21 protein-coding genes, 1 tRNA gene and 1 riboswitch are annotated in these 20,276 nt (G+C 70.8%); of the genes, 11 read left to right on the top strand and 11 right to left on the bottom strand.

Features of this window, described 5'->3' with window-relative positions; all coding sequences use genetic code 11:
* The first annotated feature begins 67 nt into the window (after nucleotides 1-67).
* On the top strand, nucleotides 68-1,033 hold the full coding sequence (gene bla / locus ABD343_RS27605; protein WP_344532037.1) for a class A beta-lactamase: 966 nt from the start codon (nucleotides 68-70) through the stop codon (nucleotides 1,031-1,033).
* On the opposite strand, the gene ABD343_RS27600 is transcribed toward bla, so the two are convergent.
* Nucleotides 1,010-1,609, bottom strand: coding sequence for a TetR/AcrR family transcriptional regulator (locus ABD343_RS27600; protein ID WP_344532036.1), 600 nt, complete (start codon nucleotides 1,607-1,609; stop codon nucleotides 1,010-1,012). The two genes, bla and ABD343_RS27600, sit on opposite strands and share 24 nt — an antisense overlap.
* 76 nt (nucleotides 1,610-1,685) lie before the next feature.
* Here ABD343_RS27600 and ABD343_RS27595 point away from each other — a divergent pair, with 76 nt between their 5' ends.
* Nucleotides 1,686-2,693, top strand: coding sequence for a DMT family transporter (locus tag ABD343_RS27595; protein ID WP_344532035.1), 1,008 nt, complete (start codon nucleotides 1,686-1,688; stop codon nucleotides 2,691-2,693).
* A gap of 16 nt (nucleotides 2,694-2,709) precedes the next feature.
* On the opposite strand, the gene ABD343_RS27590 is transcribed toward ABD343_RS27595, so the two are convergent.
* On the bottom strand, nucleotides 2,710-3,429 hold the full coding sequence (locus ABD343_RS27590; RefSeq protein WP_344532268.1) for an SDR family oxidoreductase: 720 nt from the start codon (nucleotides 3,427-3,429) through the stop codon (nucleotides 2,710-2,712).
* Between the two features lie 144 nt (nucleotides 3,430-3,573).
* On the opposite strand from ABD343_RS27590, the gene ABD343_RS27585 reads away from it, so the two are divergent.
* Nucleotides 3,574-5,211 (top strand): serine/threonine-protein kinase, encoded by a 1,638-nt coding sequence (locus ABD343_RS27585; protein WP_344532034.1) that lies wholly within the window; start codon nucleotides 3,574-3,576, stop codon nucleotides 5,209-5,211.
* A 25-nt stretch (nucleotides 5,212-5,236) separates the two neighbouring features.
* On the opposite strand, the gene ABD343_RS27580 is transcribed toward ABD343_RS27585, so the two are convergent.
* Complete coding sequence (locus ABD343_RS27580; protein WP_344532033.1) at nucleotides 5,237-5,851, bottom strand: TetR family transcriptional regulator; 615 nt, start codon at nucleotides 5,849-5,851, stop codon at nucleotides 5,237-5,239.
* A gap of 46 nt (nucleotides 5,852-5,897) precedes the next feature.
* On the opposite strand from ABD343_RS27580, the gene ABD343_RS27575 reads away from it, so the two are divergent.
* Nucleotides 5,898-6,395 (top strand): SRPBCC family protein, encoded by a 498-nt coding sequence (locus ABD343_RS27575; RefSeq protein ID WP_344532032.1) that lies wholly within the window; start codon nucleotides 5,898-5,900, stop codon nucleotides 6,393-6,395.
* Between the two features lie 39 nt (nucleotides 6,396-6,434).
* Here ABD343_RS27575 and ABD343_RS27570 read toward each other — a convergent pair whose 3' ends face one another.
* Entirely contained in the window at nucleotides 6,435-7,052 is a 618-nt protein-coding gene (locus ABD343_RS27570) for a TetR/AcrR family transcriptional regulator (RefSeq protein ID WP_344532031.1), read from the bottom strand.
* A 144-nt stretch (nucleotides 7,053-7,196) separates the two neighbouring features.
* Between ABD343_RS27570 and ABD343_RS27565 the strand changes: the two genes are divergently transcribed.
* Both ABD343_RS27565 and ABD343_RS27560 read left to right on the top strand, forming a co-directional pair.
* On the top strand, nucleotides 7,197-7,955 hold the full coding sequence (locus ABD343_RS27565) for an SDR family NAD(P)-dependent oxidoreductase (protein ID WP_344532030.1): 759 nt from the start codon (nucleotides 7,197-7,199) through the stop codon (nucleotides 7,953-7,955).
* Nucleotides 7,956-8,472: 517 nt separating this feature from the next.
* Nucleotides 8,473-9,531 (top strand): PP2C family protein-serine/threonine phosphatase, encoded by a 1,059-nt coding sequence (locus tag ABD343_RS27560; RefSeq protein ID WP_344532029.1) that lies wholly within the window; start codon nucleotides 8,473-8,475, stop codon nucleotides 9,529-9,531.
* A gap of 27 nt (nucleotides 9,532-9,558) precedes the next feature.
* Here the strand turns inward: ABD343_RS27560 and ABD343_RS27555 are convergent, their stop codons facing one another.
* The 5 genes from ABD343_RS27555 to bcp form a co-directional block, all read right to left on the bottom strand.
* A complete protein-coding gene (locus ABD343_RS27555; RefSeq protein ID WP_344532028.1) occupies nucleotides 9,559-10,656 on the bottom strand; it encodes an SPFH domain-containing protein in 1,098 nt (365 codons plus the stop codon).
* A gap of 29 nt (nucleotides 10,657-10,685) precedes the next feature.
* Nucleotides 10,686-11,123 carry an NfeD family protein gene (locus ABD343_RS27550; protein WP_344532027.1) on the bottom strand — a complete coding sequence of 146 codons (438 nt, stop codon included), beginning with the start codon at nucleotides 11,121-11,123 and terminating at the stop codon, nucleotides 10,686-10,688.
* Nucleotides 11,124-11,441: 318 nt separating this feature from the next.
* A tRNA-Leu gene (locus tag ABD343_RS27545) sits at nucleotides 11,442-11,523 on the bottom strand.
* 46 nt (nucleotides 11,524-11,569) lie between these two features.
* Nucleotides 11,570-13,081, bottom strand: coding sequence for an MFS transporter (locus ABD343_RS27540; RefSeq protein ID WP_344532026.1), 1,512 nt, complete (start codon nucleotides 13,079-13,081; stop codon nucleotides 11,570-11,572).
* Nucleotides 13,082-13,138: 57 nt separating this feature from the next.
* Nucleotides 13,139-13,621: a thioredoxin-dependent thiol peroxidase gene (gene bcp / locus ABD343_RS27535; RefSeq protein WP_344532025.1), complete on the bottom strand. Its 483-nt coding sequence runs from the start codon at nucleotides 13,619-13,621 to the stop codon at nucleotides 13,139-13,141.
* A 176-nt stretch (nucleotides 13,622-13,797) separates the two neighbouring features.
* Here bcp and ABD343_RS27530 point away from each other — a divergent pair, with 176 nt between their 5' ends.
* Both ABD343_RS27530 and ABD343_RS27525 read left to right on the top strand, forming a co-directional pair.
* Complete coding sequence (locus ABD343_RS27530; RefSeq protein ID WP_344532024.1) at nucleotides 13,798-14,121, top strand: DUF3618 domain-containing protein; 324 nt, start codon at nucleotides 13,798-13,800, stop codon at nucleotides 14,119-14,121.
* An 84-nt stretch (nucleotides 14,122-14,205) separates the two neighbouring features.
* Nucleotides 14,206-14,508 carry a GroES family chaperonin gene (locus ABD343_RS27525; protein WP_393734947.1) on the top strand — a complete coding sequence of 101 codons (303 nt, stop codon included), beginning with the start codon at nucleotides 14,206-14,208 and terminating at the stop codon, nucleotides 14,506-14,508.
* Nucleotides 14,509-14,537: 29 nt separating this feature from the next.
* On the opposite strand, the gene ABD343_RS27520 is transcribed toward ABD343_RS27525, so the two are convergent.
* Both ABD343_RS27520 and ABD343_RS27515 read right to left on the bottom strand, forming a co-directional pair.
* Nucleotides 14,538-14,858: a DMT family transporter gene (locus ABD343_RS27520; RefSeq protein WP_344532022.1), complete on the bottom strand. Its 321-nt coding sequence runs from the start codon at nucleotides 14,856-14,858 to the stop codon at nucleotides 14,538-14,540.
* Between the two features lie 31 nt (nucleotides 14,859-14,889).
* A riboswitch (guanidine-III (ykkC-III) riboswitch) is annotated at nucleotides 14,890-14,952 on the bottom strand.
* Between the two features lie 85 nt (nucleotides 14,953-15,037).
* On the bottom strand, nucleotides 15,038-17,386 hold the full coding sequence (locus ABD343_RS27515; RefSeq protein ID WP_344532021.1) for a transglycosylase domain-containing protein: 2,349 nt from the start codon (nucleotides 17,384-17,386) through the stop codon (nucleotides 15,038-15,040).
* A 250-nt stretch (nucleotides 17,387-17,636) separates the two neighbouring features.
* Here ABD343_RS27515 and ABD343_RS27510 point away from each other — a divergent pair, with 250 nt between their 5' ends.
* From ABD343_RS27510 to ABD343_RS27500, 3 genes are all read left to right on the top strand, one after another.
* Nucleotides 17,637-18,446 carry an ABC transporter permease gene (locus ABD343_RS27510; protein ID WP_344532020.1) on the top strand — a complete coding sequence of 270 codons (810 nt, stop codon included), beginning with the start codon at nucleotides 17,637-17,639 and terminating at the stop codon, nucleotides 18,444-18,446.
* A 70-nt stretch (nucleotides 18,447-18,516) separates the two neighbouring features.
* Nucleotides 18,517-19,281, top strand: coding sequence for an ABC transporter permease (locus ABD343_RS27505; protein ID WP_344532267.1), 765 nt, complete (start codon nucleotides 18,517-18,519; stop codon nucleotides 19,279-19,281).
* Nucleotides 19,282-19,298: 17 nt separating this feature from the next.
* Complete coding sequence (locus ABD343_RS27500) at nucleotides 19,299-20,258, top strand: ABC transporter ATP-binding protein (RefSeq protein ID WP_344532019.1); 960 nt, start codon at nucleotides 19,299-19,301, stop codon at nucleotides 20,256-20,258.
* Nucleotides 20,259-20,276: the final 18 nt, after the last annotated feature.

Below are 20,276 nucleotides of genomic sequence, written 5' to 3'. Positions count from 1 at the left end.
CGAGAGACACGCCGACGACGAGAGAGGCGAGGGGCGACAGGGCCCTCGCACAGAAAGGAAGCACACCGTGCACTCCACCCTCACCCGGCGCAGGGTCCTCACCCTGGGCGCCGGAACGGCCGCGGCGCTGACCACGCTCACCGTCGCCGCGCCCGGCACCGCGACCGCGACGCCGACGGGGCAGTCGACGGGGCAGCCGCGGGGGAAGTCGGCCGGGGCCGCCGGGCTCGAACACCGGTTCAGCGCGCTGGAGAAGGAGTACGCGGCCCGGCTCGGCGTCTTCGCCCTCGACCCGTCCACGGGCGCGACGGTCGCCCACCGCGCCCGGGACCGCTTCCCGCTCTGCTCCGTCTTCAAGGCGCTCGCCGCCGCCGCGGTCCTGCGCGACCTCGACCACCACGGCGAGTTCCTCGCGAAGCGCCTCCACTACACGGCGGCGTACGTCCGCAAGTCCGGCTACTCGCCCGTGACCGGCAAGGCCGAGAACATCGAGCACGGCATGACGGTCGGCGAGCTGTGCGCTGCCACCGTCGGCGAGAGCGACAACACGGCGGGGAACCTGCTGCTCCAGCAGCTCGGCGGCCCCACGGCCATCACCCGCTTCAGCCGCTCGCTGGGGGACCGCGAGACGCGCCTCGACCGCTGGGAGCCGGAGCTGAACTCCGCCGAGCCCTGGCGCGAGACCGACACCACCACCCCGCGCGCCCTCGGCGGGACCCTCGGACGGCTGCTGCTCGGCAGTGCCCTCGAACGCCCCGACCGCGAACGGCTCACCGGCTGGCTCGTCGCCAACACCACCAACACGGAACGCTTCCGCGAGGCCCTCCCCGGCTGGACCCTCGCGGACAAGACGGGCGGCGGCAGCGCGTACGGGGTCGCGAACGACGCGGGCGTCGTACGGCCCCCTGACGGCCCTCCGCTCGTCCTCGTGATCCTCTCCGCCAAGCACGACCCGCAGGGCCCGACGGACAACCCGCTGGTGGCCCGCGCCGCGCGGCTGGCGGCTCATTCACTGGTCGCCGGACGCCCCTGAGCGCGACGCCGCGCGGCCGACGAGCTGCCGGGCCTGCGTACGGGCGTGGTCGAAGGCCTCGGGGAAGACCTGGAGGCCGTACGCGACGAGGGCGCCCTCGTACAGCAGGGTGAGGGTGCGGCCCGACTCCTCGTCCCCGGCCAAGTCGGCGAAGAGGTCGCGCATCCACCGCTTGTGGCCCGTGATCACCGCGTACGCGGGGTGGGCGGGGTCGCTGATCTCCGCGTGCGCGTTGACCATCGAGCAGCCCTTGCCGCCCTCCCGCTCCGCCCAGTCGCGGGCCGCGACGAAGACGGCGTCGATCCGCTCGCCCGCCGGGGCCCCTTCCCGCGCTTCCAGCCGCTCGGCCAGGAACGCCCGCCAGCGCTCGTCGCGCCCCGCGAGGTACTCGACGACGAGCTGCTCCTTCGAGCCGAAGCGGTCGTAGAGCGTCTTCTTCGTGATCCCGGCCTCGGCCGCGATCAGATCGACCCCGACCGCGTGGATCCCGTGCGCGTAGAAGAGCCGCTCGGCGGCCCGGAGGGCGCGCCGCGCGGCGGGTGTCAGCTCGACCCGGTGCGGCTTCTTGGTGGTCATGACACCAGAGTAAACCCATCTGTATAGTGGGCGCCGAGAGGTATACAGATCGGTTTACTCGTCCGAGGTGCTGACCATGAACGTCCTCCTGTCCGTGGCCTTCGTGATCACCTGGAGCTCCGGCTTCATCGGCGCGAAGCTCGGGGCGGGCAGCGCGAGCGCCGTCACGCTGCTGATGTGGCGCTTCCTGCCGCTGGCCCTCGCGCTGCTGGCCGCCGCGGCCCTCGCCCGGCACATCCGCCGCCGTCGCCACCCCCGTGACGGCCCCGGCCGTACGCTCAGCGCCCGTACGGTCGGACGGCAGGCCGTCATCGGGCTGCTCTCCCAGAGCGGCTATCTGCTGACCGTCTACTGGGCCATCCAGCTCGGCGTCTCCAGCGGCACGACCGCGCTCATCGACGGCACGCAGCCCCTGGTGGCGGGTGCGTTGCTGGGCCCGCTGCTCGGCCAGTACGTCACCCGTTCCCAGTGGCTCGGCCTCCTGCTCGGGCTGGCGGGCGTCGCCCTCGTCACCACGGCGGACGCGCACTCGGGTACGAGTACGGACGTGGCCTGGTGGGCGTATCTCGTCCCGTTCCTCGGCATGCTGTCGCTCGTCGCGGCCACCTTCCTGGAGCGCCGCGCCCGCGCCGACGTCCCGCCGATGACGGCGCTGACCCTCCACAGCACGGTGAGCGCGGCCGTCTTCTCCGCGCTGGCGCTGGCGACGGGGGACGCGCTGCCGCCCGCGACGGCCGAGTTCTGGACGGCGGTGACCTGGCTCGTGGTCCTCTCGACCTTCGGCGGCTACGGCCTCTACTGGCTGCTGCTGCGCCGCTCGGGCGTCACCGCCGTGAACACCCTGATGTTCCTGATGGCGCCGGTCACGGCGGTCTGGGGCGCGCTGATGTTCGGCGAACCCTTCGGCCTCCAGACGGCCTTCGGGCTCGCGGTGGTGATCGCCTCGGTCCAGGTCGTACGGCGGGGCGAGAGGCGGCCGGAGCGCCGGGTGTCGCTGACGCCGGGGCCCGCGCGCCCGTCCGGCGCCTCCGCCTTCCTCGGCGAACTGACCCGCGCCCGCAGGGTGATGCGCGGGGGCCGGTGACGGCGCGGACGCGGGGTCACCGTCCGCCGAGGCTGCTGCCCCCGTCGACGTCGAGGACGTGCCCGGTGATGAACCCCGCGTCCTCCGACAGCAGGAACGCGACGGCCGCGGCGACGTCCTCGGGCGTGCCCAGGCGCCCCAGCGGGATCGACGCGAGGGCCGCGCGCTCGCCCTCGCTGCCGACTGGCCGCGCGCGGCGGAAGAGTTCGGTGGCGGTGGGGCCGGGGGACACGGCGTTCGACGTGATGCCGTCCGGCGCCAGCTCCAGCGCCCACGCACGGGTGCAGCCGACCAGCGCGCTCTTGGCCGCCGCGTAGGACGTACGGTCCCGCGCGCCGTACGTCGCCCGCGAGGTCACGTTGACGATCCGCCCGAAGCCCGCCGCGCGCATGCCCGGCACGAGGGCCTGCGTGATCTGCACGGAGGCGCGCAGGTTCAGGTCCACGACCTGCCCGAGAGCCGCCAGCTCCAGTTCTTCGAGGGGCTGGGGGAGCGCGATGCCCGCGTTGTTCACGACGCGGGTGACCGTACGCCCCCGGGCCGCCTCCGCCAGCATGCGCGCGGTGTCCTCGACGTCGGAGAGATCGCAGCGCAGGAACGTGCCGGGGAAACCGTCCTCGGGCTCGTTCCTCGCCACCCCGACGACCCCGTACCCCGCCTCCGCGAGCCTCCGCGAGACCGCCAGCCCGATGCCCTTCCCGGCGCCGGTCACCAGCACGTGTCCCCTGTCGTCCATCCCCTGGAACCCATCCACGAACTTCCCCTTCCTTTGGGGAGGATGGTACGAATGTTGCCGGTGGAGCCAGACTGGCGAAGAGCGTCGGCACCGGCGCCGTTGGCCAGCGACGGACGTTGTGGCTTCAGAGGGGAACCCACCACCGTGTTTCAGCTCGGCGCGGACGACCCGCGCAGCATTGGCTCGTACGAGATCGTCGGCAAGCTCGGCGAGGGCGGTATGGGCACCGTCTACAAGGGCCGTTCGCGCGGCGGCCGTTCGGTCGCGGTGAAGGTGGCCAAGCCGGAACTCGGCGCCGACCCGGACTTCCGCGCCCGGTTCCGCACGGAGATCGAGGCCGCGCAGCGCGTCGGCGGCTTTCACACGGCCCAGGTCATCGACGCAGACCCGGACGCGGTCCCGCCGTGGATGACGACCGCCTTCATACCCGGCCGTACGCTCGCGCGCGCCATCGGCGAGGACGGGCCGATGGACGAGGAGCGGCTGTGCGCGCTCGGCGCGGCGCTCGCCGAGGCGCTCCAGGCCATCCACGGCAACGACCTGGTCCACCGCGACCTCAAGCCCGCCAACATCATCCTCAGCGACGACGGCCCGCGCGTCCTCGACTTCGGCATCGCCCGCGCGCTGGAGGCCACCCGCTTCACCAACACCCATGTCTCCGTGGGCACTCCGGGCTTCTTCTCGCCCGAACAGGTCCAGGGCGACCGCGAGATCGGCCCCCCGGCCGACGTCTTCGCGCTGGGCGCCGTGCTCGTCCACGCCGCCGGGGGACGCCCGTTCGGCGAGGGCGACTCCATGACGCTGATGTACCGCGCGGTGCACAACGATCCGAACCTCACCGCGCTGCCCGCCTCCCTCCAGCCACTGGTGGCGGCCTGCATGGACAAGGAACCGGAGCGCAGACCCACGCCGGAGCAGGTGCTGGCCCATGTCGCCCCGCGACCGGGCGGCGACGGGGGCCCGGCCGCCGCCGGGGCCGTTGCCGGTGTGCCCGCGCCCGCGCCCGGGGGCGCGTTCGGCCCGGCGCCGAGCGTGTTCACGGACGTACGGGAGGAGGGGGCGCCGGAGCTGGCGCCGGAACCGGAGTCGGAGCGGGAGCGGGAACCGGCCGTGGCCCGGGCCTCCTCGGGGCGGACCCCGGCACCGGCACCGGCCGCGACGCCCATGCCCATGCCCACGCCTGCGCCGACGCCCACGCCTGCGCCCGCATCAGCGCCGACGCCGACGCCGACCCCGGCCCCCGCGACGACGGGCCCCGCGACGACAGGCCCCGCGACGACGGGTCCCGTCTCCGGCGTACGGGCGCCCGCGGACCAGGTGACCTTCGTGCGCGGCAAGGTGTGGCGGACGCTGGTCTGCACGGTGTGGTCGCTCGCGTTCGCCGGGCTGACCGCGCCCATGGTCACCCTCCAGGCCCTGCACGAGAACGACCCCGGCTCCGTCTTCTACGAGCCGCTGCCGCTGGTCGTCCCGGTCAACACGGTCATGTGCGTGCTGTTCGTCCTCGCCGTGTGGGCGCTGTTCCCGTACCGCGTCACCGTCGACGCGGAGGGCGTCACGTACCGCCAGGGCGTCCGCACCGTGCGCGTCGGCTGGAACGAGGTGGCGGGGATCGAGCGGCGGAAGTCCTCCCTGGTGCTGCACCGGTCCGGAGGCGGCGGCTCCGTCACGGTCCGCAAGCCCCCCATGGGCGGCGGGCGGCACGCCGGACTGTCCGACGCGCTCGCGCGCTACGCGCCGCCGAGCGTCGTGATCCACGACTTCGCGACGACGGCGTCCTGAGGTCAAACCCTCAGCGGCCCGGCGCTCAGCGGTCCGGTCCGTAGTACAGCCGGAGGAACTCCTCCATCGCCGCGTCCACCCCGGCGCGGTCGCCGGTGGCGAGCAGGTCGAGCAGGAGGCCGCGGACGGTCGCGAGGCCCAGCCTCGCGCGGGCGCGGGCCGAGGCGGGATCCGCGCCCGCGGCGGTCTCGGCCGCCGCGAGCGGTTCCAGCCAGTCGGACACGAGGCCGTCCAGGACCCGGACGGCCTCGGGGCGTCCCCGTAGCGCGTATCCGCAGATTTCGAAGAAGAGCCGCTCCTGACCGGCCAGCCGAGGGTCCGTCAACTGCCGCCACAGCAGCCGCGCGACCTCCGTGGGCGCGAGGCCGCTCTCCTCGTGGAGCCGCGAGAGCAGGGCGCGCTGGCGCCGCTCCGACGTCCGGACGATCTCGGCGAGCAACTGCTCCTTGCTGCCGAAGTAGTGGATCAGCATCCGGTGACTGACGCCGATCGCGGCACCGAGACGGCGCAGGCTGAGGTCCGCGATGCCGTGCTCGGTGACGTGGTCGACGGCGGCGTCCACGAGCCGCGCCCGCCGGTCCTGGTCCTGGTCCTGGTCCTGGGCCCGATCCTGCTCCCCGGCGGCGTCGGTATGCGTCACCGCGGGAGTGTACCAATTGGTACATGGTCCATGTACCGTCTGGTACATGAGGCCCGTCACCGTGTCGATCGACGTTCCGCAGACGCCCGAGCAGGTCTACGACTTCCTCGACGTCATGGCTCACCACGAGCGCTTCACGAACCACTACATGACGGGCTGGCGCTACGAAGGCCCCGCCCGCGGCGTCGGCGCCCGCGCCACGGTCACGGCCGCCCTGGCGGGCGCGAAGGCCGACGTCGACATCGAGGTCGTCGAGGCCGAGGCGCCGCGCCGCATCGTCGAGCGCAACATCAGCGCGGGCGGCCGGCGCCGGGCTCACGGCACGTACACCGTCGAGCCGTTGGGCACCGGGGCCGGGGCCGGGGCCGGGGCCGGGGCCGGAGCCGGGAGCCGCGTCGCGTTCACCTATGCGTGGGAGAGCGCCCCACTCGCCGACCGCATGCTGGCCCCCTTCGTGCGCGCCACGATGCGCCGCGCGAACGGCACGGCAATGTGCCGCCTGGCAACGGAGCTGGCCCGCCACGCGTCGGCCACCGACTCCTGACGCCCGCCGGAGCGGGGGTCAAGGGGCGGTGGGCGGGGATCAGGGAGCCAGGGCGCGCAGCGCGTGGTCGACGAGCGACTCCAGCTCGGTGCCCCCGTGCAGGTCGCCCTGGTGCAGGAGCAGGCGGTAGTAGACCGGCCCGTACAGCAGCTCCATGGCCAGGTCGAGATCGGCGTCCGGGCTGATCTGGCCCGCCTCGCGGGCCTTGGCCAGGCGGGCACGGCCGTCGTCGATGCGCGGCTGGAAAAGGACCGTCTGCAGGCCGTGCGCCAGCTCCACGTTGTGGTGGGTGTCGGCGATCAGGCCTATCAGCGCGCGGCCGAAGCGCGGGCTGCCCAGCAGGCCGCGCAGCAGCGCCTCCATCTGGGTCAGCAGGTCCGCGCGCAGGTCCCCGGTGTCGGGGAAGCCCGAGACCGGGTCGGCGGCCTCGTGGAGCGCCTCCAGGACGACCGCGCCCTTCGAGGGCCACCAGCGGTAGATCGTCTTCTTGCTGACCCCGGCCCGCGCGGCGATGGCCTCCACGGTCACCGGCCCGTACCCGTGCTCGGCGCACAGGTCGAGGGTGGCGTCGAGGATCGCGCGGCGGCTCCTCTCGCTGCGGCGCTGTGGATCGGGCTGCCGGGATTCCGGCGGGCTGGGTTCCGGCTGACTGGGCATGACCCCACTCTACTGGAAACGACACGGGTCGTGTTGACAAGGGTCCATGCGGCGGGGCACGCTTCACGGCAGATGGCGACACGGCACGTGTCGTGTATCGAGTAAGTCTGTCGAACTCTTTGTGGAAGAAGGGAAGTTCGCATCATGGCGCGCTTCACGGACAAGGTCGTCCTCGTCACGGGCGGCAATTCGGGTATGGGCAGGGCCACGGCCGAGCGGCTCGCGGCCGAGGGGGCCGCGGTGGTCATCGGCGCGCGCCGCAAGGACATCGGCGACGAGGTCGTCGCCGGGATCCGTGCGGGCGGGGGACGCGCGGTGTTCGTCCCGGCCGACGTCACCGTCGAGGAGGACTGCGCGCGGCTGGTCGAGACCGCCGTCACCGAATTCGGCCGCCTGGACGGGGCGTTCAACAACGTCGGCGGCATGAACGCCTTCGGCCCCGTGCCCGACATCGCCGCGACCGACTGGCACGCGGACCTGGAGGCCAACCTGACGAGTGTCTTCTACGGGCTGAAGTACCAGATCCCGGCACTCCAGGCCGCGGGCGGCGGCGCGGTGGTCAACAACGCCTCGAACCTGGGAGTGACCGGCACCCCGACCGTCGCCGCGTACGTGGCCGCCAAGCACGGCGTGGTCGGCCTGACCCGCGCCGCAGCGCTGGAGAACGCCACGGCGGGGATCCGGGTCAACGCCCTGGTCACCGGCGGCGTCGACACCCCCTTGTTCGCCCAGACGATGGGCGCGACACCCGAGGGCCGGGCCCAGGTGGAGGGCATGCTCCCGGTCGGCCGCCTGGCACAGCCCGACGAGATAGCGGCGTTCGTCGCCTTCCTCCTGAGCGACGAGTCCCGCTTCATCACAGCCGGCGCCCTCGCCATCGACGGGGGCATCACGGCCCAGTGACGGCCCCGGGGCCGTGCCGCGACCGCTCGTACGATCCGGTTCGGCCCCCGGCCCCCGGCCCGGCACCCGGCCCGGTGGGCAGATGCCCTTCCCGTTGCCCCCCTCGCAGTGCGCGAGGGGGGCTTCGAGCTTGTTTCGCGCGATCGGTGCGGGATGAGTACCGCTGGCTGACGGGTGGAACATGAGATGTGTAAGACGTGTGTTCCCCATGCCTCCCCACGCCTGGCGCGGGCGGCGGGCGGCGGGGGCGAGGTCGGCCTGAGGGAGTGAAGCCATGCGCTGCTCGGTCTCGTGCGCCGCTTCCCGGCGCTGTCGGAGGTGGGCGAGCGGTTGCCGCCCCTTTCCGGGGCTGGATCCTGCCGCACCAGCATGCCTCGCGGATGACGATCCGCTCACGAACTAGCGGATTTTTTCTCCCAGAGAGAGTGAAACCCCTATTGTCGGTGCGCATTCGGCCAGGTTGCCAAGCTGTGGGCACGCTGGCGTCACCTGAGTTCTCGTACAGCCGGAGACCCCCATGGCCGAACAGGCGAGGCAGCGCTCCCTCACGCTTTCCATCCTGCCGTTCGCGGTGATGGCGATCGTCGCCGTGATCGACTTCACGGCGGGCCCGGGCGTGGGCTTCCTGCCTCTGGTCTCGCTGGGCCCGGCCTTCGCCACTCTGGCCGGGAGCTGGCGCCGTACGGCTCTCGTCGGCGCCCTGGCGCTGGCCCTGTGCACCGAACTGGCGATTCAGAATGACCTGTGGGGCGAGCGGCGCGGCTATACCGCGCTGGCCTCGGTCGCCGGTGTCACGGTGGCCGGGGCGATCGTCGCGATCGCCCGGCAGCGGCGGATGACCGAGCTGGCGCATGTCCGTTCCGTCGCCGAAGTCGCCCAGCGGGTGCTCCTGCGGCCCGTTCCCCGGCACGCGGGGAACCTTCGCGTCGCCGTCTCCTACACCTCAGCCGCGGCCGAGGCCCGCATCGGCGGCGACCTGTACGAAGTCGTCGCCTCGCCCCGCGGCGTCCGCGTCATCGTCGGTGACGTCCAGGGCAAAGGGCTGGAGGCGGTCGAGACGGTGGCCGACATCCTCGGCGCGTTCCGCGAGGCCGCGCACGACGAAGCCGACCTCGTCGCCGTCAGCGCCCGGCTGGAACGGGCCGCCGAGCGGCAGTTGACCGGGGAGAAGTTCTGCACGGCGGTGCTCGCCGAGGTCACCGACAAGCGCAGCGTCACCATGCTCAATCATGGCCACCCGCCCCCGCTGCTCGTCCGCCCCGACGGCGAGGTCCGCCTCATCGAACCACCGAGACCCGCCCTCCCCTTGGGGCTCGGCGCCCTGGACGCGGAGGGCCCGCGCCCGTTCCGGGTGGACTTCGTCCCCGGCGACCAGATACTGCTGTACACCGACGGTGTCTCCGAGTCCCGCGACCGGGCCGGCCGTTTCTACCCGTTGGAAGAACGCGGACTGCTGCTCAAGGAACCGGATCCGGAAGACGCGCTGGCCACGCTGCGCGCCGACCTGGTGGAGCACAGTGCGGCACCGCTGCACGACGACGCCGCGATGCTGCTCCTGCGCTACCACGGGGCGTAGACGAACGGCCCCGGCAGGCCGACAGGTTCAGTCGCCCGGCTTCTGGCCCCGGTTCGGCATCTGCGGCGACTTGGCAGCCTCGGCCTCGGCCTTGGCCTCGTTCACGGCAGCGGCGGCCTCCTTGGCGGCCGCGTCGGAGTCGAACGAGAGGGGCGGGCCCGCCTCCAGCTCCGGGGTCTCGCCCGTGTCCGAGGCGTCGTCCGCGTCGGCGGCGGCCGCGCTCTCACGTCGCGTGGATTCGGGGAGCCCCGTCGCCGACTGGTCGCCGAACGCGCTGGTGACGGTGCGGACCGCCTCGGTCAGCTCCCCGGGGATCACCCAGAAGGTGTTGTTGTCGCTCTGGGCCAAGTGCGGCAGCGTTTCCAGGTACTTGTAGGCCAGGACCTTCGGGTCGGCGTTGTTGCGGTGAACGGCCTGGAAGACGCGCTCCACCGCCTTTGCCTCGCCGTCGGCCCGCAAGATCATGGCCTGCTGTGTGCCCTGCGCCTCCAGGATGTCCTTCTGCTTCGTACCTTCCGCGGTGAGGACCTTGGCCTGCCGTTCCCCTTCGGCGTGCAGGATGGCCGCGCGCTTGTCACGCTCGGCCCGCATCTGCTTCTCCATCGCTTCCTTGATGGTGTTCGGCGGATCGATGGCCTTGATCTCGACACGGTTCACCCGGATCCCCCACTTGCCGGTGGCGTCGTCGAGGACGGCACGGAGCCGGTTGTTGATCTCCTCACGCGAGGTGAGGGTCCCCTCCAGGTCCATGCTGCCGATGACGTTCCGCAGTGTGGTCACGGTGAGCTGGTCGATCGCCTGCAGATAACTGGCGACCTCGTACGCCGCCGAACGCGGGTCGGTGATCTGGTAATAGAGCACGGTGTCGATGTTCACCACGAGGTTGTCCTCGGTGATCACCGGCTTGGGGTCGGACGAATACACCTGCTCCCGCACGTCGAGTTTGGTGTTGACGCGGTCCGCCACCGGCAGGACAAAATTCAGGCCGGGCTGCAGAGTTCGGTGATATCGGCCGAATCGCTCGATGTTGTAGCGGCGCGCCTGCGGCACGATCCGGACGGTGGAGATCACGAGGAAGACGATGACGATCGCCGCTACAAGAATAGGAATGACAAGCGGATCCACAATTCCTCCATCGGTTATTTTTCAGGCACTCATGGAAGGAGTTCGTGGGGGTAGACGATAGCTGTAGCGCCTTCGATCTCCATTACATCCACAAGTGCTCCTACCGGGATCACCTGGCTTTCATCGAGAGAACGCGCTGACCAGTCTTCGCCGGAAAGTTTGACGAGGCCGCGGGTCGCGGTGACCTCCTGCAGGACCTCGGCCCGCTTCCCGATCAGTGCGTCGCTGCCCTCTCGCGTAACGGGCGACTGCGTCATGTGCCGCAGCGCGACGGGCCGGACGACGAGAAGGCCCGCTGCCGCTGTCACTCCCAGGGCCACGAGCTGGCCCAGAATTCCGATGCCCACACCGGCGACCACGGCGGTGACCAGTGCGGCGCCCGCCAGCAGCCCGAAGACCAGTGTCAGAGTGAAAAACTCCGCGGCACCGAGTGCCGCAGCGGCGAGCAGCCAGAGAAACCACGGCATCGAATCAGCCTCCCTCAGGGGACTTGCCTCCCAATCTACCTCCCGGAACACCGGGCGGAACAGAGGAAGCAACTGGGGCGCGCTTGTGCCGCGATCATGCCGCTTGTACACGGCTCAGAGGTCTGTACACCGCCACCGTGCGGACATGGAGATCCTCTGCCGTTCTGGAAAGGGAATATCTCCATTGAAATGCGGCTGAATGCCGAAGTCCCGCGGCGCGCTGTCGTTCTTCGACGTGGGCCACGCACAGCACGGTGGGCAGGCCCGGTGACGGTGCCTGTGCCCGCCCGAGGCGGGCCGGAGGGGTGGAACCCGCAGTGCGCGAGGGGGGACTCGAACCCCCACGTCCGAAGACACCGGCACCTAAAGCCGTCCCGTCTACCAATTCCGGCACTCGCGCGCGCTCGTATCGTACTGCGGGGCGGCGGGGAGGGAGGGGGAGAGGGTCAGAAGGACGGCTCGTGGGTCTGGGCGCGGGCGAGTTCGCGGGCCTCTTCCTCCGTGCTGACCGAGGGCGGCGAGCCCTCCAGGGGCCGGCCCGAGGTCTCCTTCATGCACAGGACCGCGATGATGCCGAGCACGGCGGCGCCGGAGGAGTAGTAGGCGGGGGCCAGCTTGTTGCCCGTGCTGTCGACCAGGAACGTCATGATGCCGGGAGCCGTGCCGCCGAAGACGGACGTGGCGACGTTGTAGCCGATGGAGAGCGAGCCGTAGCGGACGTCCGTGGGGAAGAGCGCGGGCAGTGTCGCGGACATCGTGCCCAGCAGACACACCAGGCAGGCGCTGAGCATCAGCATCCCGCCGAGCACCGCCAGGAAGCTGCCCTGCTGGAAGAGGGCGAAGGCCGGGACGGTCAGGACGAGGAAGCCGAGCATGCCCGCGAGGAGGACCGGCTTGCGGCCGAAGCGGTCGTTGAGATGGCCGACCCGCTGGAGGACCGTCATCATCGCGAGCATGGCGATGATGGCCGCGACCAGCTCCATCGAGTCCTTGTAGTCCAGCTCGCTGGTCAGATACGCGGGCATGTACGAGAGCAGCATGTAGTCGGTGACGTTGTACGCCGCGACCAGGCCCACGCAGAGCAGCAGCGTGGGCCACTGCTCGGCGAAGATCGTCTTCAGCTCCTTCTGCGGCACGTTCTCCGACAGCTTGGGCTCCGCGGCCTGCTCGCGGCCGGCCTCGGGGGAGTGGGACAGCTCGGCGGCGCGCTTCTGGAACGCGGGTGTCTCGTCGAGCCTCATCCGCAGATAGAGGCCGACGGCGCCGATCGGGCCGCCGACCAGGAAGGGGATGCGCCAGCCCCAGTCGAGCATCCCCTGCTCGCCCAGCGTGGTGTTCAGGACGAGGACGAGCGCGGCCGCGCCCGTGTAGCCGGTGAGGGTGCCCAGCTCCAGGAAGCTGCCGAAGTAGCCGCGGCGCTTGTCGGGGGCGTACTCGGCGATGAACGTGGCGGCGCCGCCGTACTCGCCGCCCGTCGAGAAGCCCTGCACGACGCGGCAGAGCAGGAGGAGGATCGGCGAGGCGATGCCGATCGAGTCATAGCTCGGGATGAGGCCGATGCAGAAGGTGCCCGCCGCCATCAGCATCATCGTGAGCGCGAGGACCTTCTTCCGGCCGACGCGGTCGCCGAGCGGGCCGAAGAAGAGCCCGCCCAGCGGCCTGACCAGGAAGGACGCCGCGAACGCGGTGAAGGACGCGAGGAGCTGGGTGCTGCCCCCGCCGGGGAAGAAGACCTTGCCGATCGTGACCGCGAGATAGGCGTAGATCCCGAAGTCGAACCACTCCATCGCGTTCCCGACGGCCGCCGCCTTTGTGGCCCTGCGTACCGTCGCCTCGTCGGTGACCGTGATGTCGCTGCGGCGGATTCTGGGACTCAGCCGCCGCTTGACGGCACGGAAGAGGGCGCGGTGCCGCTTGACGGCGGCCGGGTCGGGGGGATTCGGCGCCTCGGTACTCATGGATCATGAGTACCGCACACATCCACCCTTATGCGGCAATTGATACGCCAGTGGCGGTCAGGCCCCCTGCTCCTCCAGGCCCAGGTCGCGAATGAGCTTGGCGACGTGCCCGGTCGCCTTGACGTTGTAGAGCGCGCGCTCGACCTTGCCCTCCTCGTCCAGGATCACGGTCGAGCGGATGACGCCGGTGACCGTCTTCCCGTAGAGCTTCTTCTCGCCGAAGGCGCCGTACGCCTCCATCGTCTCCTTGCTGGGGTCGCCGACGAGCGTGACCCGCAGGTCCTCCTTCTCGCGGAACTTCGCGAGCTTCTCCGGCTTGTCGGGGGAGACGCCGATGACGTCGTACCCCTGCCCGGCGAGCAGGTCGAGGTTGTCGGTGAAGTCGCACGCCTGCTTGGTGCAGCCGGGGGTCAGCGCCGCGGGGTAGAAATAGACGATCACCTTGCGGCCGCGGTGGTCCGCGAGCGAGACCTGCTTCCCGTCGGCGTCGGGCAGCGTGAAGTCGGGCGCGGTGTCGCCGGGCTGGAGTCGCTCGCTCATCTGGTCTCCGTCTCCTCGAACGTGTGCGGCCGGGGCGCGGCCGGGTCGGACAGCGGCCGAGCGTAGCCCGACGGCGCCGATCGGGGGTGCCGTGGGGCGCGTGACCCGGTGAACTGACAGGATGTGGTCCATCAGCCACGGTATGACGGACGACTGACAGCGACGGAGGCAGCGCGGTGCCGGAAGCCAGGACCCCCGCGGACATCGAGGCGGACATCGTCCGCAGGCGGCAGGAGCTCGCCGCCTCGCTGGACGAGATCGCCGTCCGTGTCCATCCCAAGACGATCATGGGCGACGTGAAGGCGAAGGCGTCCGCCGCGGTGGACAGGACCGCCGGGCGCGCGTACGTCGCGGCGAACCGTGCCCTCACGGACGTACGGGCGCAGTTCGTCGGCGAGGACGGGGCTCCGCGCATGGAGCGCGTCGTTCCCGTCGCGCTGGTGACCGTCGCCGTCGTGGGCGGCCTCTTCGCGCTCTCGGCTCGGCGTCGGCGCGGCTGAGCGTCTGGGATACGGTGTCGTGCCGTGAGCTCCGAGACGCCTGAATCCGCACACGCGCAGCACCATGACAAGCTGCCCATCCGTATGCTGCACGACCGCGTGCTCGTCCGTACGGACAAGGGCGAGGGCGAGCGGCGCTCGTCCGGCGGCATCGTGATCCCGGCGACCGCGGCGGTCGGCCGCAGGCTCGACTGGGCCGAGGTGGTCGCCGTGGGCCAGAACGTGCGGACGGTCGAGCCGGGCGACCGCGTCCTGTACGACCCCGAGGAGCGCGCGGAGGTCGAGGTGCGCGGGGTCGCGTACGTGCTGATGCGCGAACGCGACCTCCACGCCGTCGCCGCCGAGCGCCTCCAGGGCTCGGAGGACTCCACGGGGCTCTACCTCTGAGAGACCTCTGAGAGACCTCCGAGTGCCGGTCAGTGGCCCGAGGTCGCCTTGAGGCCGACCACCGCCACCAGCAGCAGGGCGATGAAGAAGATCCGGGCCGCGGTCGCCGGTTCGCCGAGGACCAGCATGCCGACGATCGCGGCGCCGGCCGCGCCTATGCCGACCCAGACGCCGTAGGCCGTGCCGATCGGCAGGGTCCTGGCGGCCTGGGCGAGCAGGGCCATGCTGGCGGCGATGCCGATGATCGTGAAGACGCTCGGCCACAGTCGGGTGAAGCCCTCGGTGAACTTCATCCCGATCGACCACGCCACCTCGATGAGTCCGGCGACGACCAACAGGATCCAGGCCATGACGGCACCTCCGTAAATGTTGCATTGCGGGGGTGCGTCGTCTTTGCGAGCCCGGTACGACGCGTCTCGTCGGGACCGGCCGGAGCGGCGTTCAGCGCTCTCTCAGCCGGTCCCTGAACCGTAGCAAACGGGGTGGGAAGGGGTGGTGACGCCGGTCACCAGGTGGAGCACCGGGAGGATCACCAGCCCCCGCCCGGGGCGCCGTCGGCGGTGTTGCCGCCGTCCCACGCCCCGCCGTTCGGATCGCCGTTGGCGGCGGCTCCGCCGGGATCACCTCCCGTGTCGCCGCCGACGACCCCTCCGTCGTCGCCGCCGATCACGTCGCCGCCGTCCACGCCGCCGATCTCCGGAGGCACCGTCGGGGTCTCCGGGGGCTTGGTGCTCGGCGGCTCGGGCTTGGTCGGGGTCTCCGGCGGCTCCTCGGAGGAAGGCGGCGGGGTGGTCGGGTCCTCGGTCTCCGGCGGCCGGGTCGTGGGCGCCTGCGTGGTGGGCGGCTGGGTGTTCGGCAGATCGGCGGACTGGCCGTCGGTTTCGAGCTTGAAGTCGCGCACCGGAGTGCCGTCGAGCGCCGCCTTGGTGTAGGCGCCCCAGATCTCGGCGGGGAAGCCGCCACCGTTGATACGGGCCTTGCCCGCGGCGCCGTACAGGGGCTTCTGGACGCCGCTCTTGGAGTCCTGGCCCATCACGGCGATCACCGTGGACAGCTCCGGGGTGTAGCCCGCGAACCAGGCGGCCTTGTCCTCCTCGGCCGTACCCGTCTTGCCCGCGGCCGGGCGGCCCGCCGCCTGCGCCGCGGTGCCGGTGCCGCCCTTGACGACGCTGCGCAGGATGGCCGTCGTGGAGTCGGCGGCCACGCGCGGCACGGCCTGCTTGGCATCCTGCTCGGGCAGCTCGACGACCTCGCCGCCCCGGGTCATCTTCTCCACGAGGCGGTAGTGGCCGTGCTTGCCGTGGTTGGCGAGCGTCGCGTACGCCTCGGCCATGTCGAGCGTCGAGGCGGTGGTGACGCCGAGGGCGATCGAGCCGTCCTCGGGCATGTTCGGCACGCCCCGGGGGACGCCGAGGTCGATCGCGGTGTTCTTGACCTTCCGGGGGCCGACGTCGACGCCCATCTGCGCGAAGACAGAGTTCACCGACTTGTCCATGGCGGTGGTGACGGGGATCTGGCCGTACGACCTGTGGTCCTCGTTCTCCGGTGCGTAGTCGGTGCCGCGGCCGTCGCTCATGACCTCGCGCTTGTTCGTGCCGTCGTAGATGGTGCGCGCGGTGATGGGGACGCCGTCCTGGGTCTTGGACTTGTTCTGGACGGCGGAGGTGAAGATGAACGGCTTGAAGGTCGAGCCGACCTGGTAGTCGCGGCGGGTGGCGTTGTTGACGTACTGCTTGGTGTAGCCGATACCGCCGTACATCGCGACGACCTTGCCCGTCTTGGGATCGACGGAGGAGCCGCCCGCGCGGACGTATTTGTCGACCTTGCGGCCCTTCTTGTCGAGCTGGTCCATCAGCCGTTTGTCGACGGCGTCGCGCATCGCCTTCTGCTTCTTGGGCTGCAGGGTGGTCGTGATGCGGAATCCGCCCGCGGCGAGCCGCTGCTCGTCGATGATCTTGTTGCTGATCAGGTAGTTCTTGACGGCCTCGACGAGATAGCCGCGCTGTCCCGACATGTTGTTCGGCGGCTTGGCGCGGTCCGGCTCGGGGAACTTCATCTTCTCCCGCTTGGACTCCTCCAGCCAGCCCTCCTTGACCATGCCGTCGAGCACGTAGTTCCAGCGGGCGACGGCCCGCTTGCGGTTCTCGGGATGGGCGCGGGTGTCGTACGCGTTCGGGGAGTTGACGAGCGCCGCGAGGTACGCGCCCTCGGCGGTGGTCAGGTCGCTGACGTCCTTGCCGTAGTAGGCGTGCGCGGCGGACTGGATGCCGTAGGCGTTCCGGCCGAAGTAGCTGGTGTTCAGATAGCCCTGGAGGACATCGTCCTTGCTCACCTCACGATCGAGTTTGAGCGAGATGAAGAACTCCTTGGCCTTACGGGTGACCGTCTGTTCCTGGTTCAGGTAGTAGTTCTTCACGTACTGCTGCGTGATCGTCGAACCGCCCTGCCGGTCGCCGCCCGTGAGGGTCTTCCAGCCCGCGCGGAGCATGGCCTTCGGGTCGATCGCCGACTCGTGGTAGAAGTCCCGGTCCTCGGCGGCGAGCACCGCGTGCTGGGCGCGCTTGGGGACCTGCGCGAGGCTGATGTTCTCCCGGTTGACCTTGCCGTCGCGGGCGATCTGGGTGCCGTCGGCGTAGAGATAGACATTGGTCTGCGCGGCCGCCGCCTTGTTCGGCTCAGGGATGCTGACCAGCAGATATCCGGCGACCATCGCGCCGGAGACGAGCAGGAGGATCAGCAGCACGCCGCCGAGCACCATCCGCCACGTGGGGATGACGCGGCGCCAGCCGGTGCGACGGCGCTTCTTGCCGTTCTCCTCGGACGCACCTTCGGGCCTCGGCTCCCAGCCTTCGGCCTCGCTGTTCGGTTCGTCGCTCATGTCTCCAGGGACTCCTCGTCCGATGTCGGGCGATTCCCGTGTACGCCCCGTAGAACACTGTCGCACCATCCGCATCGATTGACAGGGCCGGGGCACACCAGTCCGGACCCCCTGATGGGCCGTTTGGCCCCGCCCCGTCACCCGTCGCGCGAGAAAATCGTTCGTCGGCCCGGCCTGGTCCGGACTAGGCTCCGTCGCTTCGTTCTCGTACGGAAGTGCTACTAGGAAGACGGTGGAGGGGCTCGAAAGGATGCGTCTTTTCCGTCTCTATTTCGCCGTAGCGGTGAGCAGTTTCCGGCGGTATGCGACATACCGTGTCGCTACAGCCGCCGGTGTGTTCACGAACACGGTCTTCGGCTTCATCCTCGCGTACACCTTCATCGCCCTCTGGGACACCCGCCCCCACCTCGGCGGATACGACCAGGCCCAGGCACTGGCCTTCGTCTGGATCGGACAGGGGCTGCTCGCCACCGCGGCGATCATGGGCGGCGGCTTCCAGGACGAGCTGCAGGAGCGCATCCGCACCGGCGATGTGGCCATCGACCTGTACCGGCCCGTCGATCTGCAGATGTGGTGGCTCGCGGCCGATCTGGGGCGGGCCGCCTTCCACCTGCTCGGCCGGGGCATCGTGCCGATACTCGTGGGGGCGCTCGCCTTCGACCTCGCGCTCCCCGGCTCCCCGCTGGTGTGGCTGCTGTTCCTGCTCGCGACCGCCCTCGGTGTCGTCGTGAGCTTCGCGCTGCGCTACCTCTTCGCGCTCAGCACCTTCTGGCTGCTCGACTCCACGGGCGTCAACGGGCTGAGCATGCTGCTGAGCATCTTCTTCTCGGGGATGCTGCTGCCGCTCACCGTCTTCCCGGGCGGCTTCGGGGACGTGGTGAGCGTGCTGCCCTGGGCGGCCACGCTCCAGGTGCCCGCCGACGTGCTCCTCCAGCAGCACGTCGGGGCCGGGCTCGCGGGCGCGCTGGCGTTCCAGGCGGGGTGGGCTGTGGTGCTGCTGGGCGCCGGGCGGCTGCTCCAGGCCGTCGCGATGCGGAGGGTGGTGGTCCAGGGTGGCTGAGACCAGGGTGGCCGAGAGCCCCGTGGCACGGGCGCTCTGGGGGCTGCGGGCGTACGGCTTCATCGTGCGGATGTGGATGCGCTCGACGATGGCGTACCGCGCGTCGTTCGCGATCGTCACGGTGGTCAGCGGCGTGATGACGTTCGCGGACTTCGCCGCGATCATGATCATGTTCGCTCACGTGGACGCGCTCGGCGGCTTCTCCCTGCCCGAGGTCGCGTTCCTCTACGGGACGTCCACCGTGGCCTTCGGACTCTCCGACCTGTTGCTGGGCAACCTCGAACGGGTCGGCAGACGGGTGCGCGACGGGACCATGGACGTGCTGCTGATGCGGCCCGTGCCGGTGCTCAGCCAGATCGCGGCCGACCAGTTCGCGCTGCGCCGCGTCTCGCGGATCACGCAGGGCGCGCTGGTGCTGGGCTGGGCGCTGTGGCGGCTGGAGACCGACTGGGCGCCGTGGAAGGTCCTGATGATCGCGATGATGATCTTCTGCGGCTTCGTGATCTTCGGCTGCGTCTTCGTGTTCGGCGCCGCGTTCCAGTTCTTCGCGCAGGACGCGGCCGAGGTGCAGAACTCCTTCACGTACGGGGGCACGACGCTGCTCCAGTACCCGCCGACGATCTTCGCGAAGGACCTGGTGCGCGGGGTCACGTTCGTGGTGCCGCTGGCCTTCGTCAACTGGCTGCCCGCGCTGCGCGTGCTCGGCCGGGACGACCCGCTCGGCCTGCCCGGCTGGGTGGACTTCGCCTCGCCCGCCGTCGCGCTGCTCTTCTGCGCGCTGGCGGGCCTGGCGTGGCGTACGGGGCTGCGTGCCTATCGGAGTACCGGGAGCTGAGGAGGGGACGGGCACGGATGAGTGACGGATTCATCGAGGTGGAGGACCTGGAGAAGGTCTTCCAGGTGCGGCGCAAGAGCGGCACGTTCCGGCGCACGAAGCGGGAGGTGCGCGCCGTCGGCGGGATCTCCTTCTCCGTGCCGCGCGGCGAGATGGTCGGCTACATCGGTCCGAACGGCGCCGGGAAGTCGACCACGATCAAGATGCTGACCGGCATCCTGACGCCCAGCGGCGGCCGGCTACGGGTCGCGGGTCTCGACCCCTCGCGCGAGCGCACGCGCCTGGTCCGGCGCATCGGCGTCGTCTTCGGCCAGCGCACCACGCTCTGGTGGGACCTGCCGCTGCGCGACTCGTTCGACCTGGTCCGCCGGATGTACCGGGTGCCCGGCGCGCGTTACCGGGCGAACCTGGAGCGCTGCGTCGAACTCCTGGAGCTGGACGGCCTGCTCGACGTGCCCGTACGGCAGCTCTCGCTGGGGCAGCGGATGCGCGGCGACATCACCGCGGCGCTGCTGCACGACCCGGACGTGCTGTACCTGGACGAGCCGACGATCGGGCTCGACGTCATCAGCAAGGTGCGCGTACGGGAGTTCCTGCGCGACCTGAACGCCGAGAAAGGCACGACCGTCCTCCTCACCACGCATGACCTGACCGACATCGAGCAGCTCTGCAAGCGCGTGATGGTCATCGACCACGGCAGGCTGATGTACGACGGGGCGCTCGCCGGGCTCCACGAGGTGGGCGAGAGCGAGCGCACGCTGGTGGTGGACCTCGAACGCGCACTCCCCCCGATCGAAGGAGTGAGCGGGGCGCGGACCGTACGGACGGAGGGCCCGCGCCAGTGGCTCGCGTTCCCCGCCTCGGCGAGCGCGGCGCCGATCGTCTCCCAGATCGCGGACGGCTATCCGCTGGTGGACCTGTCGGTCAGGGAGCCGGACATCGAGGACGTCATCGCACGGATGTACGCGGAGGGGTGAGCGCCGAGGTGGTGCGCG

The organism is Streptomyces albiaxialis (genome assembly GCF_039530985.1).
Taxonomy (GTDB): domain Bacteria; phylum Actinomycetota; class Actinomycetes; order Streptomycetales; family Streptomycetaceae; genus Streptomyces; species Streptomyces albiaxialis.
This window is presented reverse-complemented; position numbering and strand designations above follow the sequence as displayed.